The sequence below is a fragment of the Agrobacterium sp. 6Ca8 genome, from assembly GCF_055382765.1.
Window position 1 is genome coordinate 802828 of record NZ_AP026434.1, and the last position, 17338, is coordinate 820165.

At 59.7% G+C, this 17338-nt stretch carries 17 protein-coding genes; 12 read left to right on the top strand and 5 right to left on the bottom strand.

Features of this window, described 5'->3' with window-relative positions; genetic code table 11:
- Positions 1-3: 3 nt before the first annotated feature.
- The 3 genes from ACZ5A6_RS17840 to ACZ5A6_RS17850 are packed head-to-tail and all read left to right on the top strand — an operon-like array spanning position 4 to position 2863.
- Positions 4-948, top strand: coding sequence for a carbohydrate ABC transporter permease (locus tag ACZ5A6_RS17840; protein WP_003510618.1), 945 nt, complete (start codon positions 4-6; stop codon positions 946-948).
- Positions 949-951: 3 nt separating this feature from the next.
- Positions 952-1782, top strand: a complete 831-nt coding sequence (locus ACZ5A6_RS17845; RefSeq protein WP_003510396.1) for a carbohydrate ABC transporter permease — start codon at positions 952-954, stop codon at positions 1780-1782.
- A 4-nt stretch (positions 1783-1786) separates the two neighbouring features.
- A complete protein-coding gene (locus tag ACZ5A6_RS17850) occupies positions 1787-2863 on the top strand; it encodes an ABC transporter ATP-binding protein (protein ID WP_025595914.1) in 1077 nt (358 codons plus the stop codon).
- A 10-nt stretch (positions 2864-2873) separates the two neighbouring features.
- On the opposite strand, the gene ACZ5A6_RS17855 is transcribed toward ACZ5A6_RS17850, so the two are convergent.
- From ACZ5A6_RS17855 to ACZ5A6_RS17875, 5 genes are all read right to left on the bottom strand, one after another.
- Entirely contained in the window at positions 2874-3872 is a 999-nt protein-coding gene (locus ACZ5A6_RS17855) for an ABC transporter ATP-binding protein (protein ID WP_013761442.1), read from the bottom strand.
- Positions 3873-3884: 12 nt separating this feature from the next.
- Positions 3885-4709, bottom strand: a complete 825-nt coding sequence (locus tag ACZ5A6_RS17860; RefSeq protein WP_003510506.1) for a carbohydrate ABC transporter permease — start codon at positions 4707-4709, stop codon at positions 3885-3887.
- 12 nt (positions 4710-4721) lie between these two features.
- Complete coding sequence (locus ACZ5A6_RS17865; protein ID WP_013761441.1) at positions 4722-5594, bottom strand: carbohydrate ABC transporter permease; 873 nt, start codon at positions 5592-5594, stop codon at positions 4722-4724.
- A 71-nt stretch (positions 5595-5665) separates the two neighbouring features.
- On the bottom strand, positions 5666-6943 hold the full coding sequence (locus tag ACZ5A6_RS17870) for a D-tagatose-bisphosphate aldolase, class II, non-catalytic subunit (protein WP_464111215.1): 1278 nt from the start codon (positions 6941-6943) through the stop codon (positions 5666-5668).
- Positions 6940-7947 (bottom strand): tagatose kinase, encoded by a 1008-nt coding sequence (locus ACZ5A6_RS17875; protein ID WP_464111216.1) that lies wholly within the window; start codon positions 7945-7947, stop codon positions 6940-6942. The genes ACZ5A6_RS17870 and ACZ5A6_RS17875 overlap by 4 nt, the downstream gene beginning before the upstream one ends.
- A 311-nt stretch (positions 7948-8258) precedes the next feature.
- On the opposite strand from ACZ5A6_RS17875, the gene ACZ5A6_RS17880 reads away from it, so the two are divergent.
- From ACZ5A6_RS17880 to ACZ5A6_RS17920, 9 genes are all read left to right on the top strand, one after another.
- Positions 8259-9572 carry an ABC transporter substrate-binding protein gene (locus ACZ5A6_RS17880; RefSeq protein ID WP_013761438.1) on the top strand — a complete coding sequence of 438 codons (1314 nt, stop codon included), beginning with the start codon at positions 8259-8261 and terminating at the stop codon, positions 9570-9572.
- Between the two features lie 270 nt (positions 9573-9842).
- Positions 9843-10613 carry a galactitol 2-dehydrogenase gene (locus ACZ5A6_RS17885; protein ID WP_025595922.1) on the top strand — a complete coding sequence of 257 codons (771 nt, stop codon included), beginning with the start codon at positions 9843-9845 and terminating at the stop codon, positions 10611-10613.
- Between the two features lie 16 nt (positions 10614-10629).
- A complete protein-coding gene (locus tag ACZ5A6_RS17890; RefSeq protein WP_464111217.1) occupies positions 10630-11640 on the top strand; it encodes a D-altritol 5-dehydrogenase in 1011 nt (336 codons plus the stop codon).
- Positions 11641-11756: 116 nt separating this feature from the next.
- On the top strand, positions 11757-12770 hold the full coding sequence (locus tag ACZ5A6_RS17895) for a LacI family DNA-binding transcriptional regulator (protein ID WP_019566487.1): 1014 nt from the start codon (positions 11757-11759) through the stop codon (positions 12768-12770).
- Between the two features lie 262 nt (positions 12771-13032).
- Complete coding sequence (locus ACZ5A6_RS17900; protein WP_003517962.1) at positions 13033-14391, top strand: NAD(P)H-dependent oxidoreductase; 1359 nt, start codon at positions 13033-13035, stop codon at positions 14389-14391.
- A 17-nt stretch (positions 14392-14408) separates the two neighbouring features.
- Entirely contained in the window at positions 14409-14711 is a 303-nt protein-coding gene (locus ACZ5A6_RS17905; RefSeq protein WP_065705507.1) for a putative quinol monooxygenase, read from the top strand.
- Positions 14712-14723: 12 nt separating this feature from the next.
- Entirely contained in the window at positions 14724-15626 is a 903-nt protein-coding gene (locus ACZ5A6_RS17910) for an NAD(P)-dependent oxidoreductase (protein WP_464111218.1), read from the top strand.
- 21 nt (positions 15627-15647) lie between these two features.
- The gene (locus ACZ5A6_RS17915) at positions 15648-16643 is read left to right on the top strand and encodes a DctP family TRAP transporter solute-binding subunit (protein ID WP_464111219.1); all 996 of its coding nucleotides are present in this window, start codon (positions 15648-15650) and stop codon (positions 16641-16643) included.
- A 141-nt stretch (positions 16644-16784) separates the two neighbouring features.
- Entirely contained in the window at positions 16785-17336 is a 552-nt protein-coding gene (locus tag ACZ5A6_RS17920) for a TRAP transporter small permease (protein WP_003517954.1), read from the top strand.
- The last annotated feature ends 2 nt before the right edge of the window (positions 17337-17338 follow it).

Sequence of the window (17338 nt, forward strand, 5' to 3'; positions counted from 1 at the left end):
ATCATGTCCTATGCCCATGGCGCCGGACCCGTGGCCGCGCGCAACCGCGCCGGCAAGCCGGCAATGCAGCGTTTTGCCGACTGGGCCGAACCCTGGCTCTATAGTGCGCCGGTTCTCGTGCTCATTGTTGCCGTCATGCTGGTGCCGCTGGTGCTCGGCCTGTCCTATGCTTTTCGCGACGTGCAGCTGCTCAATCCTTTTTCCGGCGGTTTCGTTGGCTTGAAACATCTGGAGGCACTGTCGCAGGATGCGGCCTTTTACCGGGCGCTGAAAAATACGCTGTGGTGGACGGGGGCTTCGGTATTCCTGCAGTTTTTCTTTGGTCTCATTCTGGCGCTGCTGCTGGACAAGCCGTTCGCGGGCAGGGGGCTGGCCCAGGCGCTAGTGTTTCTTCCATGGGCCGTGCCAACCTTTCTTGCCGGTCTCAACTGGGCTTGGCTGTTCAATCCGGTCATAGGACCGCTGCCGCACTGGATGGTCTCGCTCGGGCTTCTCTCCGCGCCCAACAATATTCTTGCCGATCCGCAGCTTGCCATGTGGGGGCCGATCATCGCCAATGTCTGGTGGGGCATTCCTTTCTTCGCCATCACATTGCTTGCCGCACTTCAGGCGATCCCGCGTGATCTTTACGAGGCCGCTTCCATTGACGGGGCAAACCCGTTGCAGCGCTTCACCTCCATCACCCTCCCATTTCTCGCACCCACCATCGCCATCACCGTTTTGCTGCGCACCGTCTGGATCGCCAATTTTGCCGATCTCATCATCGTCATGACCAATGGCGGACCGGCAGACCGCACCCAGATCGTTGCGAGCTACATCTTCACGCAGGCCTTCCGGCGGCTCGATTTCGGTTATGCCTCGGCCATCGCGCTGGTACTTCTGGTGCTGCTTCTGGCCTATTCCATGCTCATCGTGCTCCTGCGCCAACGCCTTATCGAGAAGGACTGACCGATGACATCAAGGATATTCCTCACCCTTGCCCATCGCCTGGCGATCCTCGCCTACATCGTCTTTGCGCTGTTTCCGCTGTTCTGGCTGCTCAAGGTCTCGGTCACGCCGAATGACCTGCTTTATAGCGAAGGCGTGCGAATGTGGCCGTCGCACGCGACGCTCGATCATTATCGATATGTCATAGAAAACAGTGCCTTCCCGACATTTTTTAAGAACAGCGTCATCGTTGCCGGCTCCACGGCACTTGCCGTTACGGTACTCTCGTCACTGTCCGGTTATGCGCTGTCGCGGTTCCGCTTCAAGGGCAAATACTGGATCGTGGCGCTGATGCTGATTACCCAGATGTTTCCGCTGGTCATGCTGGTCGCGCCGATCTTCAAGATGCTGTCGCCGCTCGGCCTCACCAACAGCCTGACGGGTCTCGTCATCGTCTACACCGCCTTCAACGTGCCGTTTGCCACTTTCCTCATGCAGTCATTCTTCGACGGTATTCCGAAGGATCTGGAAGAGGCGGCGATGATCGACGGGGCAAGCCGCTTCACGGCATTCCGCCAGATCATCCTGCCGCTGACATTGCCGGGCATCGCTGCGACGCTGGGCTTCGTCTTCACCGCTGCGTGGAGCGAGTTGCTGTTCGCGCTGATGCTGATTTCGGGCAACCAGAGCGCCACATTCCCGGTCGGGCTGTTGACCTTCGTTTCAAAATTTTCCGTCGATTTCGGGCAGATGATGGCGGCGGGTGTGCTGGCGCTCATTCCGGCCTGTCTCTTCTTCCTGCTCATTCAACGTTATCTCGTGCAGGGCCTGACGGCCGGCGCGGTGAAAGGATAATCCCATGGCTTCCATCGAGCTGAAGAATGTCGGCAAGACCTATGGCGACCTTGCGGTCCTGCACGGGGTCGATCTGAAGATCGAGGACGGCGAATTCATCGTCCTCGTCGGCCCTTCCGGCTGCGGAAAATCGACACTGCTGCGAATGATCGCCGGTCTGGAGGAGATTTCAGCGGGCGAATTGACCATCGACGGTGAGCGCGTCAACGACCGCAAGCCGAAGGACCGGGATATCGCCATGGTGTTCCAGTCCTATGCGCTTTATCCGCATATGAGCGTCGCCGACAATATGAGCTACAGCCTGCGCCTGCGCCGCAGCACCAAGGAGACAATCGCGGCGGCCGTGGCCGGTGCTTCGGCGAAACTCGGTCTCGATCCCTATCTGGCACGCCGTCCGAAGGCGCTTTCCGGCGGCCAGCGCCAACGCGTCGCCATGGGCCGGGCCATCGTGCGCCAGCCTAAGGCCTTTCTGTTCGATGAGCCACTCTCCAACCTCGATGCACGGCTTCGCGAGCAGATGCGGGCCGAAATCAAGCGCATGCATGCTGATCTCGGCGCTACCTCGGTTTATGTCACCCATGACCAGATCGAGGCGATGACGCTTGCATCCCGTATCGTCGCGATGAATGCCGGCCATGTGCAGCAGATCGGCGCACCGCTCGATCTCTACGATCGCCCAGCCAATCTGTTCGTCGCTGGTTTTATCGGTTCGCCGGGCATGAATTTTCTGGAAGGACGGCTCGGACGGGAGAATGGCGGTAGTTTCGTCGTGCTCGGCGATGGCACACGCCTCGAACTCGGCCGCGACGTGAAGCTTGCCGATGGTGAGCCGGTCACACTCGGTATCCGGCCGGAACATGTCACCGTCTCGCCTGCGGATGGTGCTGTCGAGGCGACCGTCGATCTCGTCGAGCCGACGGGTCTCGGCATCATCCTGCACCTGACCGTGCATGGATTGCCCTTCAAGCTGTTTTCGTCTGATCGGGCGCTGTTACAGCCGGGCAAGTCCATGCGGGTCGGTTTCCCGCAGGAACGGCTTCATGTTTTTGACCGAAACGGTGTCAGGATCGACGAGGCCTGAACTTAAGGCGTCATATCGCGATGCCCTTGTCATCGAACCTGTGGATTTTGGCATCATCTGGTGTGATGAAGACGGTATCGCCGTGTTTGCATTCGAATTCACCGTCGGTTCTGGCGGTGATGGGGCCGATGCCGGGGACGTCGAGGTGGAGGAAGGTGTCGGAGCCGAGATGCTCGGCGACCGTGACCTTGCCCTGCCACAGGCCGGTTTCTTTCGACAGCGTCAGGTGCTCGGGCCGCACGCCGGCGGTGGTCGCACCCTTTTGCCGGGCGTAGTCGCCGGTCACCAGGTTCATGCGCGGCGAGCCGATGAAGCCGGCGACGAAGAGGTTGGCGGGCGAGCGGTAAAGCTCCATGGGCGAGCCGACCTGCTCGATATTGCCGCGGTTGAGGACCACGATCTTGTCGGCCATGGTCATGGCTTCCACCTGGTCGTGGGTGACGTAGATCATCGTCGTCTTCAGCGTATTGTGCAGCTCGGAGATTTCCAGCCGCATGGTGCCGCGCAGCGCCGCATCGAGGTTGGAGAGCGGCTCGTCAAACAGGAACGCCTTCGGTTCGCGCACGATGGCGCGGCCGATGGCGACGCGCTGGCGCTGGCCGCCGGACAGTTGCGAGGGCCGGCGTTCGAGATAATCGGTGAGGTTAAGGATGCGGGCGGCATCGTCGACCTTCTTGTCGATGACAGCCTTGTCGAGCTTGGCCATCTTCAGCGGGAAGGCGATGTTGTTGCGCACGCTCATATGCGGATAAAGCGCATAGGATTGGAACACCATGGCAAGGCCGCGCTCGGCCGGGGCCTTTTCGGTGGCGTCGTTGCCGTCGATGACTATTCTGCCGCCGGAGACGTCTTCCAGCCCGGCAATCAGGCGCAGCAGCGTTGACTTGCCGCAGCCGGAGGGGCCGACGAAGACGACGAACTCGCCGTCATGGATATCGAGATCGATCGACGGGATGACTTTTGCCTCGCCGAAGAGCTTGGACACGTTCTGAAGGGAAATGCTGCCCATTATTGTCGTTCCTTATTTCACGGCGCCAAAGGTGAGGCCACGCACGAGTTGTTTCTGCGAGAACCAGCCGATGACGAGAATGGGGGCGATCGCCATCATCGAGGCGGCCGAGAGCTTGGCCCAGAACAGCCCCTGCGGTGAGGAGAAGGAGGCGATGAAGGCCGTCAGCGGTGCCGCATTGGTGGTCGTCAGCCGGATGGTCCAGAAGGATTCGTTCCAGGCGAGAATGACGTTCAGGAGCAGCGTCGAGGCAATGCCCGGAACCGCCATTGGGGTCAGTACATGCACGATCTCGTTCCAGAGCGAGGCACCATCCATGCGGGCTGCTTCCAGGATCTCGCCGGGGATTTCGCGGAAGTAGGTATAAAGCATCCACACCACGATCGGCAGGTTGATGAAGGTGAGCATGACGGTCAGCCCAATGCGGGTATCGAGCAGGCCGGCATTGCGGAAGATCAGGTAGATCGGCACCAGCACCGCCACCCCCGGCATCATCTTGGTGGAGAGCATCCACATCAAAATGTCCTTGGTGCGTTTGGTCGGCGAGAATGCCATGGCCCAGGCGGCGGGAATGGCGATCATGAGCGCGATGATCGTCGAGCCGAGCGACAGCACGACCGAGTTCATGAACGGCTTGAAGTAATCGCGCTGGGTCTGCACGGTGATGTAGTTTTCGAGCGTGCCCGAGGGAATGAGGCTGAAGCCTGCAATCGCCTCCGGCTCGGTCTTGATCGAGGTGAGGAAGGCGTAAAGGATCGGGAAGAACAGCAGCAACGCCACGGCCCATGCCGCGATGGTGAAGCCGATCTTTGCGCGTGTCGTTGTCTTGCGGGCCATGATCGCTTCTCCTTAACGGTCGAGGTTCTTGCCGACGGCGCGCATCAGGAAGATGGCGACGATATTGGCGAGCACGACGGCGATGATGCCCCCGGCCGATGCGCCGCCGACGTCGTAGCCCAGAAGCGCCGTGCGATAGATGAGGAAGGCAAGGTTGGTCGAGGCATAACCCGGGCCGCCATTGGTGGTGACGAGGATTTCCGCGTAAACGCCGAGCAGGAAGATCGTCTGGATGAGGATGACGACGGTGATGGCGCGGGCAAGATGCGGCAGCGTCAGGTAGATGAAGCGGTTGATGAAGTTGGCGCCATCCATCTCGGCCGCTTCCTTCTGCTCGCCATCGAGCGACTGGAGGGCGGTGAGCAGGATCAGCGTGGCAAAGGGCAGCCATTGCCAGGCGACGATGATGATGATGGAGAGCAGCGGAAACTGCGCGAACCAGTCGACCGGCTGCAGGCCGAAGAAGCGCGACAGATCGGCAAGCACGCCGTAACCGGGATGCATGATCATGTTCTTCCACACCAGCGCCGCAACAGGCGGCATGACGAAGAAGGGCGAGATGATCATAATGCGCACGATGCCCTGACCGAAGATGTCCTGGTCAAGCAGAAGCGCAATCGCAATACCGCCGATGACGGTGATCAGAAGCACGCCGCCGACGATGGCAAGCGTGTTGAAGATCGACTGGAAGAAGGCCGGATCGGTATAGAAATACTGGTAATTGAACAGGCCCGCAAAGCTGACATTGGCAGGGTTGAGCAGATTGTAGTTCTGGAACGAAAACCACAGCGTCATCGCCAGGGGCACGATCATCCACACCAGCAAAAGCAGCACCGAAGGCGCAAGCATAACCCGCGCCAGACCGCTCGTGTTTCGTGTTGCCATTGGTAGTCCCCTCCATGACCGATACCCGCAACGTCTCCGCCGGGGCATCCGAATTTAACTTGACGATTGTCTTAGCAGCGACCTTCGCCCGTCGCCGCATGGTAGGTTGCCAGCACCTGATCCACCGCGGCGATCAGAACCTCCTCCATATCCTTGCCTGCAACCGTGGCGAGCGGCAGCTCGCCGAGGTATTGGCGCAGCAGGGTTTCGGGAATTGTCTTCCCGTCAAGCGCCTTATGCAAGGCGGAAACGGCTGCGAGCGCCTCGGGCCTTGTCCAGTAATAGCGAATGCGGTCGCTGTAGCTGTAGTGACGCTGCAATCTGAGCATGATGTCATCACCATGGTAATGACCCTGCCAGTCGCCGGGCGCGCCGAGCATCAGCTGTTCCATGGTCCGCGCCAGCGGCCGGTCGCCATAGCCGCCGACCATCTCGGATGCGATCATATCGAGAGCGTAGAGTGCTTCGCGGTAAGCGAAGGTCAGCCCCGGACCGACTTTCAGGATCGGATATCCATCGCGCACAAGGGCGCCAAGCGCTGCTCTCGTTTGATAATCCGTCGAGTGTGCCTCAAAGACCAGTTGCGGTTCGCCGTCCAGTACGGCGCTGAGCGCCGTGGCCGCATCCGGATTGTAAGCGACGACATTGTCGCTGCCGAATTCCACGCCGGGCTGCACGACAAAGGCGATGACCCGTTCGAACGCATCGGAAAGACCGTGCTGCGCGAATATCTCACGGTGCAGGTCAATGGTCATGCGCGCCGCCTGCGGCTCGGTGGGCGCCACCGTGTCGAGCACGTGATCGGCGCCGCCCGGCACCGGCACTTCGGTGCCGAGAATGTAAAGCGGTTTTGGCAGCCCCGCCTCGGCGGCTGCCTTTTCGGCGACAGCCGCGAGTTTTGCCGCACGATTGGCAATGGTCACGTCATCCAGTGCGGCCGGCTCACCGGCGCAGCCCATCGACGCATCCAGATGAATCTTGCGAAAACCGGCTGTGACGTAGGCTTCGACCATGGTGGCTGCTTTTGTCAGCGCGTCCTCGGCTTTCTCCTTGCGCCAGGGATTGGGGCCGAGATGATCACCGCCGAAAATCAGGAGCTCGCCGGGCAGTCCCTCTTCCTGCGCAATGCTATTGACGAAGGTAACGAAGTCGCGCGGCGTCATGCCGGTATAACCGCCGAGATGATTGACCTGGTTGCAGGTGGCCTCGATCAGCACGGCTGTTTGACCGGCAGCGGCGCGGCGGATTGCGGCGCGCAGGACAACGGGGTGGGCAGAGCAGACCGAAGTGATGCCTGCCGGCTTGCCGGCACGGCGCGCGGCGGCGAGGTTTTCCAGAATGGCGGTCATAGGACTTCCTCCGACAATAGCGCGGTCATGAAGGCGTCAAGTTCGGCAAGGCTGGCAGCGCCCTCCATGGGGCCGCGCTTTATGACGTTGTGCGCACCGGATGCATTGGCATAGGCGAGCGCTCTTTCGGGATGCATGCCGAGGCGGCGGCAGGTGAGGTAAGTTGCGCCGAAACAGTCGCCGGCGCCGGTCGGATCGATTTCGGAGACCGTCAGTCCGGGGGCGTCGATGCGTCCATAGGCGCGGCTGAAGTGGCTGGCGCCTTGCGCGCCGCGCTTCAGCACGATCTCGCCGATACCGGAGGCGAGGAGCTTTTCTATCGCTGCGTCCTCGTCATCCAGACCGGAGGCAGCTTGAAGTTCTTCGCCGGAAGGCAGCAGAAGGTCGGTGACATCAAGGAGATCGTCGATCAGCTTGCGGCCCTGGTTACCCTGCACCAGTTCCTTGCGGATGTTCGGATCGAAAGACACAGAGCCGCCGCGCGCCTTGACGCTTTTGATCGCCTCCAGAATGATCTCGCCGATACCGGCAATCGCAAACGCCGATCCCATGACGTGCATATGGCCCGCCTGTTCGATGAGAGCCTGCGCCTTATCAGTCATGTGCGTTTCGCGCGCTGCCGAATGGGCGATGTTGAAAACGAAATCCCGTGCGCCGTTTTCCCTGTAGCGGACAAAAGCGCTGCCGGTCGGCCGGTCCGCAATGGTGGCGATGGCCGATATGTCCACGCCGTCACGGCGCAGCCGCTCGATGTTGAGGTGGCCGAAATCGTCATCGCCAACAGCCGCGATAATGCCGGCGCTGCCGCCGCAACGCGCGACCTGGTCGATGAAGATGGCGGGCGCGCCGCTTGGAAAGGGGCCGATCAGCGTTTGCGGCTCGAGAAAGCCGTCGCCCACTGTCGTTGCCATGATTTCCACGAGGATTTCACCCGCCGTAATGGTTGGGCCTTTCGCGTGCGGCGCCAGTGCGGATACCTGCCTCATCGTCTCCTCCATATGCATTCGGCTCCCACCTTTCCGGTGGGTGCAAACCCCCGACGTTCCGGCTCTGTTATTTTCCGGATATCAGTTAAAATTTACGCGCGTCAAGATATTTTTTGATGACATTTTTGTTGCGTTGCAGCAAGTAAAGCGGATCATGTAATTATTTTTGATGACATTATCGACTTTAAAACAGCGAGTTATAGCAATATATCCAGGAGTGCTCACGTCACGGTCTATTTTTGGATGTTGACAAATGGCGCGATTTTGCGAGATAAAAATTTACGCATGTATTGTTATGCGTGGACATCCGTAAAGGAGGAGCGGGTCTCATGAGCAAATTCATTGGAATTCTGTCGTCGTCTGTGGTTGGAGCGGGCCTTTTGGCCGGACTTGCGCAGGCGGAAGAAATCAACATCGCCACCGTCAACAATGGCGACATGATCATCATGCAGAAGCTTTCCAGCGCCTGGGAGAAGGAAACAGGAAACAAGATCAACTGGATCGTGCTGGAAGAGAATGTTCTGCGCGAACGCGTCACCACCGATATCGCCACCAATGGCGGCCAGTTCGACATCATGACCATCGGCGGTTACGAAGCGCCGATCTGGGGCAAGCAGGGTTGGCTGGCTCCGGTCGATGATCTCGGCGACGATTACGATTACGCCGATCTGCTCGATCCGATCAAAAAGGGCCTGACGGTGGACGGCAAGCTCTATGCCGTGCCGTTTTATACCGAAAGCTCGTTCACCCTTTACCGCAAGGACCTGTTCGACGCGGCCGGCCTGAAAATGCCTGATAATCCGAGCTACGACCAGATCAAGGACTTCGCGGCCAAGCTGACGGACAAGTCGAAACAGCAATATGGCATTTGCCTGCGCGGCAAGCCGGGCTGGGGCGAGAACATGGCTTTCCTCGGTACCATGATCAATACCTATGGTGGACGCTGGTTCGACATGGACTGGAAGCCGCAGCTGACGAGCGAGCCGTGGAAAAAGGCGATCTCGGATTATGTTGCGCTGATGACCTCCTACGGCCCGCCCGGTGCGGCGACCAACGGCTTTAACGAGAACCAGACGCTGTTCGCATCCGGCCATTGCGCCATGTGGATCGACGCCACCTCGGCTGCGGGACGTATCTACGATCCCAAACAGAGCCAGGTTGCCGACAAGACCGCTTTCACGCGTGCTCCGGTAGAGGCAACGCCGAACGGATCGAGCTGGTCGTGGTCATGGAACCTTGCAATTCCGAACACCACGAAGAAGCTCGAAACCGCCAAGTCATTCGTTAAATGGGCGACCTCGAAGAACTATGTGAAGACGGTCGGCGAAAGCGAAGGCTGGGTCGCCGTGCCGCCCGGTACGCGCAAATCCACCTATGAGCTGCCGGAATACAAGAAAGCCGCACCCTTTGCGGATACGGTGCTGAAAGCCATCATGTCCGCCGATCCGTCGAAGCCGACAAAGGATCCGGTTCCCTATACCGGCGTGCAGTTCGTCGCCATACCGGAATTCCAGTCGATCGGCACGGTTGTCGGCCAGCAGATTGCGGCAGCACTCTCCGGCCAGCAGACCGTCGATACGGCGCTCGAAGGCGCCCAGAAACAGGTCGAGCGTGATATGACCCGCGCGGGCTACATCAAGTAGCCGCGTCCTCCCGGCGTGCCGCCCGTTCGTCACTTTGGCGGCGGGCGGCATGGGTGGGGCTGGCGCACCCGCCGCCCTCATTCCTGTGCTTGTCACAGAAATCCAGTCAGCCCAAGTCCTTGGGCTGAAAAGGACTCTCTCGCCACGCAGACGCGCGTCGGCTGGATTCCTGTGACAGGCACAGGAATGAGGGGAGTGAGAAAATCGCATCTAACACAAACGCGCATGGCCGAGTTCATCCATTACCCGCCATGCATCACGGAGATCGACATGAGATTGAAGAACAAGGTCGCGCTGATTACCGGCGCCGCCCGCGGCATCGGCCTTGGTTTTGCACAGGCTTTCGCCGATGAGGGTGCAAAGGTCATCATCGCCGATATCGATATTGCCAGGGCGACCGCTTCTGCAGCCGCTATAGGCCCATCCGCCAAGGCCATCCGTCTGGACGTGACTGACCTTGGTCAGATCGATGCGGTTGTAAAGGCGGTCGATGAGGAATTCGGCGGCATCGATATTCTCGTCAACAATGCCGCGATCTTCGATATGGCGCCGATCAACGGCATTACCGAAGAGAGCTATGAGCGGGTTTTCGACATCAATCTCAAGGGGCCGCTTTTCATGATGAAGGCCGTCTCCAATGTCATGATCGCGCGTGCGCGCGGCGGCAAGATCATCAATATGGCGAGCCAGGCCGGTCGGCGCGGTGAGGCGCTCGTCACGCTTTATTGCGCTTCCAAAGCGGCGATCATTTCCGCCACGCAGTCGGCGGCGCTGGCGCTCGTCAAACACGGCATCAACGTCAATGCGATTGCGCCGGGTGTCGTGGATGGCGAGCATTGGGAAGTGGTCGATGCGCATTTCGCCAAATGGGAAGGCTTGAAGCCGGGTGAGAAGAAGGCGGCGGTGGCCAAATCCGTGCCGATCGGCCGTTTCGCCACGCCTGATGACATCAAGGGCCTTGCAGTTTTCCTCGCCTCTTCCGACAGCGACTATATTCTCGCCCAGACATATAATGTCGACGGCGGCAACTGGATGAGCTGAAAAGCCGGAGATGACCATGCGTGCGATTCAATTCGTCGAGAAGGGACGTGCCGTGCTTACGGACGTGCCCGTCGCCGATCTGCCGCCGGGGCATGCCCTTGTCCGGGTCAAGGCTTCGGGGCTGTGCCATACCGATATCGACGTGCTGCATGCGCGTTACGGTGACGGTGCCTTTCCCGTCATTCCCGGCCATGAATATGCCGGTGAAGTCGCGGCGGTGGCGGCAGACGTCACAGGCATCAAGGTCAGCGACAGGGTTGTCGTCGATCCCAATCTGCCGTGCGGCACCTGCCCCAGTTGCAGGAAAGGGCTTACCAACCTTTGCAGCACCCTGAAGGCCTATGGCGTTTCCCACAATGGTGGGTTTGCGGAATTCAGCGTGGTGCGCGCCGACCAACTGCATGGCATAGGTTCCATGCCCTATCACGTGGCAGCACTTGCCGAACCGCTCGCCTGCGTCGTCAACGGCATGCAGAGCGCGGGTATTGGCGAGAGTGGGTCGGTGCCGGGCAATGCGCTTGTTTTTGGCGCCGGCCCCATCGGCCTGCTGCTCGCCCTGTCGCTGAAATCACGAGGCATTGCGACGGTGATGATTGCGGACATCAACGAAAGCAGGCTGGACTTCGCTGAAAGTCTTGGACTTCAGACGGCGGTTTCCGGGTCTGAGGCGCTGCTGCGCCAACAGAAGGCGTTCGATTTCGTGGCGGATGCGACCGGCATCGCAGCTGTTGCGGAAGCAATGATCCCGCTGGTCGCGGATGGCGGCACGGCGCTGTTTTTCGGTGTCTGCGCGCCGGATGCCCGTATCTCGGTTGCGCCTTTCGAAATCTTCCGGCGGCAGCTGAAGCTTGTCGGCTCACATTCGCTGAACCGCAATATACCGCAGGCGCTTGCCATTCTGGAAACGGATGGTGATGTCATGGCGCGGCTGGTGTCGCACCGGCTGCCGCTTTCGGATATGCTGCCGTTCTTTATGAAAAAGCCGTCCGATCCGGCCACGATGAAAGTGCAATTTGCAGCCGAATGATCGTTTGGCCGTTGATAACCGTATTCGACCGGCTTTTCGTGCGAAGGCCGGTCGATATAGAGTACCACATGTAATATTTCATGGGGGCAAGCACTTTGGCCAAATCTATCAGGACGATGGAAGAGTTCTCGGAATTCGTCGGCCTTTCCCGCCCGACTGTTTCGAAATACTTCAATGATCCGGCCTCGGTCCGCAAGAAGACGCGGGATGCCATCGAGGATGCGCTGAAGAAATCGGGCTTCCGACCGAATATCTTCGCCGTCAACCTCAACCGCCGCCGCTCCAATATCATCGGCATCATTATTCCCAACTCAACCGACCCGTTCTACATGGCGCTGACGAGCCGTATCGAACTCATCGCCAACGAGGCGGGGTTCCTTGCCTTCGTGCTGTCGTCCGACGGCAAGGCGGAAATCGAGGATCGGGCCATCCGCACCTTCAAGTCGATGAATGTCGCGGGCGCCATCATCGCTCCGCTCGGCGTCAAGTCCCATCGCGCCACGCTAGAGCAGCTGGCGGCCAGCATACCGATCGTCTATGTCGATTCTCCACTCGACGAGACCTCGGCCTTTGTCGGCACCGACAACCGCCAGAGCGTCGGGCTGATGGTGGATTATCTCTGCCGTTCGGGCGAGCCGCCCTGTTTCTTCGACATGCCGCAGGTCAATACCAACGCCGCAACGCGCCGCACGGCCTATGAGGAGGCGATGCAGCGTCTTGGTTTCGAGCCGCATGTCATCGGTGTTCCCGGCACCGTAACCTGGGATTTCGAGCGTTTCGCCTTTGATGAAGCGACCCGGTTGCTGGATGGGGCAGGGCATTTGCCCTCGCGCACTATTTTATGCGCCAATGACCGTATCGCCTTCGGGGTCATCGCCGCCGCTTTCCAGAAGGGCATCAGGGTCGGCCATGGCACGGATTACGATCTCAGGGTCGCCGGCCATGACGATCATCCGCTTTCGCGTTATGCCTGCCCGCCAATTACCACGGTGGCGCAGAATTACAACGAGATCGGCAGGCTATCGATCGAACTTCTGCTGCAGAAGTTGAACGAGGAGGCGGATGATACGACACGGATGCGCGAGCGCATTCTCCTCAGTGCCGATCTGATGCTGCGCAAATCAGCTTGATAGTCTGTTAGAAAAATTAAAAGAAAAATCTGTTTTTCTAAATAGAACTAATATTTGAACGCTCCTACTCTGTTCCCAGGGTTGCTTTGGGAGGCGACCGCGGGAGCCGGCGCAAGTGTGTGCCGGGATCCGGGAGGAACGCAGAAACGTCATGTCTTCGGTGCCGCGAGGGTTAACCCTTCGTAGCCTCGGTATCGCATGGCCTTCGCCGGGCTGACTGGGCACTCTCGCCAGCAATTTCCCCAGCGAAGGATGTCAAAACATGAATCTCTATTCTCTTCTGTCGCAGCGCGCAGCCGGTGGCAAGCCCGTCAGGGTGGGTCTCATCGGTGCCGGCAAGTTCGGTTCCATGGTTCTGGCGCAGGCGCAGCGCATCGCCGGTTTCCACATGGTCGCCGTCGCTGATCTCAATGTCGGCAAGGCGCGGGAATCGTTTGACCGCGTCGGCTGGCCGAAGGAGCGTTATGACGCGACGAGCTGCGCCGATGCGCTGAAGAGCGGCAAGACCTATGTGACTGACGATGTGAACGAACTGTTCGCCTGCGGCGAGATTGAATGCGTGATCGAGGCGACCGGCCATCCGCTGGCTGGCGCGCGCCATGCGCTCGGAGCCATCGACCACAACAAACATGTCGTCATGGTCAATGTGGAAGCCGATGTGATGGTCGGGCCGATCCTGGCCGAAAAGGCGAGGGCCAAGGGCCTTATCTACTCCATGGCTTACGGTGACCAGCCGGCCCTGATCTGCGAATTGGTCGATTGGGCACGCGCCACCGGCTTCGAGGTCGTTTCCGCCGGCAAGGGGATGAATTTCGAGCCGCGTTACCGGTATTCGACGCCTGATACGGTCTGGAGCTACTTCGGCTGGACTGACGAGGAAGTGGCCAAGGGCGACTTCAATCCGAAAATGTACAATTCATTTACCGACGGCACCAAGGCGGCCATCGAAATGGCGGCGGTCGCAAACGGCACGGGGCTGGATTGCCCGGATGACGGTCTGGCCTTCCCGCCCGCCGGCCTGCACGATCTCGCCCGCGTCTTTCGCCCTGCTGCCGATGGCGGCCGCATGTCGCGCTCCGGTCTCGTGGATATTGCGGCAAGCCAGGAGCCGGATGGTCGCGAGGTGTTTAATAACATCCGTTACGGCGTTTTCGTCACCTTCAAGGCGCATAATGAATATGCCCGCGCCTGCTTCAAGCAATATGGACTGCTGACCGATCCCTCCGGCTGGTACGCTTCCATGTGGCGTCCGTTCCACATCATCGGTCTCGAAACCTCGATCAGTGTGCTGTCCGCGGTGCTGCGCAACGAGGCCACCGGTTGCTCGAAGGAGTTCCGCGGCGATGCGGTCGCGACCGCCAAGAAGGATATGCAACCGGGCGAGATGCTTGACGGCGAGGGCGGTTACGCGGTCTGGGCCAATGCGATTCCCGCCACCCGCAGCCTCGACATCAAGGCGCTGCCGATCGGTCTTGCCCATAATGTCAAGCTGAAGCGCGCCATCAAGAAGGACCAGATCGTCAGCTTCGACGATGTGGAACTGGTGAGCGACCTGGATGTGGTGAAGCTTCGCCAGGACATGGAAAACCAGTTCCGTCCACAAAAAGATGCTGCGGCGTGATGGACGGAGAACGGGACATGCCGAATGGAGCTTTCGTGGTAATCGCGGAATTCCGGGTCAAGCCTGACGCGATGGATGCCTTTCTTAACGCAGCGCAAGATGATGCCACCCATTCGGTTCAGGATGAACCGGGTTGCCGGCAATTCGATGTGGTGCGGCCGGAGACGGGAAACAATGTGGTGTTCTACGAGGTCTATGACGACAGACAGGCTTTCGACGATCATCTGAAAACACCCCATCTCGACCGGTTTCGCGAGGCGTTTCCCGCCCTCATCGAAGAAGAGTTGCCGGTTCGTTTCCTCAACCGGCAATGGCTTTGAAGGGTGGAAAAAATGCAGGACATCCGCGAAATCGCTGTCATCGGAACGGGCATCATGGGTGCACCCATGGCGGCGCGTCTGGCGGAGGCCGATTTTTCCGTCAAGGCCTGGAACCGCAGTGCTGAAAAAGCTGCGGTTCTGGCGGCGAAGGGCGTGCAGCCGACGGCCACGGCTGCCGAAGCTGTAGCCGAAGCCGATGTCGTGCTCTGTATGCTGAGTTCCGGGCCAGTCTGCGACGAGGTTCTACTCGGTGCCTCGGGTGTCGTTTCCACCATGAAGCCTGGTGCATTTCTGCTGGTGATGAGTTCCATTCCAGTCGACAGCGCACGGGAACAGGCGGAGGCGGCAAAGGCTCATGGCGTCGCTTATGTCGACGCACCGGTTTCCGGGGGCGAAAAAGGGGCGACTGAGGGAACGATCGCCATCATGGCCGGCGGTGAGCAGCGGGATGTGGACGCATTGCGGCCACTCCTCAATTGCCTCGGCCGCGTCACCCATGTCGGTCCGGTGGGCTGCGGTTCATTGGCCAAGCTGGCCAACCAGCTGATCGTGGCTTCAACGATCTGCGCCGTAGCGGAAGCTTTGACGCTGGTTGAAGCGGGGGGAGCCGACCCGGCGCAGGTGCGCCAGGCTTTGCTTGGCGGTTTTGCCGAGTCCACCGTCTTCCGCCAGCACGGCAAACGCATGGTGGAAGGCGATTTCCGCCCCGGCGGGCCGGCGAAATATCAGCTGAAGGATACGTCCACGGCGCTTGCTTTCGCCAAGAGCCGTGGCCTGAAATTACCGGTCGGCGAGGAGGTTGACCGGCTGTTCCGCTCCATGGTCGAGCATGGCGCGGGCGAGCTTGATCACAGCGGTGTGATCCTTGAAGTTAAACGCATGAACGCGTTCGGAGGAACGCTCGAAACTGTTTAGAGACAACAACGGGAGGAACACATGAAAATTTCAAAACTTTACGGGCTGGCTCTCGCCGCCACCATGCTGGTTGCATCGATCGCGCAGGCGGAAACGCTCACGCTTTCGACGCCGGACTCCGATACGTCGGAAATCACGCTCGCGGCCAACAAGTTCGCCGAGATTGTTTCGAAGAAGACTGACGGCAAGCTCAAGATCAAGGTGTTTCCGAACGGCACGCTTTATGGCGGCGATCCTTCGGCGGGCGTCAAGCAGCTGGCCGGCGGTTCGCTCGACATGCTCTTGAACTCGACATCGCTTTACGCAACGTTCAATCCGAAATTCACGGCCATCGCCATTCCCTATCAGTTCCGCGATATCGACCAGTTGCGCGTCTATCTCGACAGCGATCTTGGCAAGGAGCTTTCCGGCGATCTGAGCAAGATCGGCATTCTCGGGCTCGATCTCTGGTCGCGGCCACTACGCCAGATCACCAACTCCAAGGCGCCGATCAAATCGCCTGCCGATCTCAAGGGCATGAAGCTGCGTGTGCCGAACAATCCGCTCTGGGTCGAATTCTTCGGCGCCATGGGTGCTGCCCCGACGCCGATGGCCTTTGCGGAAGTCTATAACGCGCTCCAGCTGAAAGTCGTCGACGGGCAGGAAAATCCGGTCAACGTGCCTGTCAGCGCCAAGCTTTATGAAGTGCAGAAATATTTGACGATCAGCAATCACATCGCTGACGCCTGGGTGCTGGGCATGAACCCGGCCCGTTTCGAAGGTCTGGATGAAGGCTTCAAGACAGCACTGAAGGAAGCCGCCACGGAAACCGAGCTGTGGAAAGCCGAGAACGATGCTGCCGATATCGACAAGTCGCTCGCAACGCTGAAGAAGAACGGCATGGAGGTCAACACGCTGACCGATGACGAGCGCAAGGCTTTCGTGGCTGTCGCGACTGGTCTTTCGGCAAAATTCTCCGCCCTCGTGAAAGATCAGGCGTTTTTCGACAAGACGCAGGCTTTCCTCAAGACGAACTGACGCCGCCAGTGAAAGGAGGGTCGGGCTTGCACCGATTAGCAACCCGGCCGCTCCCATCGTCAGCAAGGGTTGCCTTGCCGTCGCGGCAGGGTGGCATTCGTTTTACCGGATATCCGGTTTCAGCAGTGGAAGGGTATTGTCATGCGCGATACGAAACCGTCGGTGCTCGGCACCATCGTTAAGGTCATCGCTGATGTCGCCGCCGGGGCGGCCTGTTTCGGTATTCTTGTCGTCGTTCTTCTCCAGGTAATTGGCCGTCTCATCGGCAGCCCGCTCCCCTGGACCGAGGAGGCGACACGCTTTCTCTTCATCTGGATGGTGTTCCTTGGCCTTGCCGCCGGTTTCCGCACTGTTGAAAGCGCGCGGGTCGTGGTGTTTCTGGTGCTGTTCCACCGCCTGTTCAGGCGGTTGGCGGTGCCGATCTATGTCGGTTCTTCGGTGTTCTTCTTCGGCATGATGGGCTGGACGGGCTTCACCCTGGTGCGCCAGCAGATCATGATGAACGAGACCGCCGCGACCTTGCCCATCCCCATGTGGACCATCGGCATGGTTCTGCCTGTCTCGGCCGTCATCGCCGTGCTGGCCATCATCGAATCGCTGCGCAGCAGGCGGGACCTGATCGCGCTCCCCGAGATCGGTATCCCCGCGGACGAGATCGCCCACGCCGATATCTCTATTTCAGCAGGACATTGAGC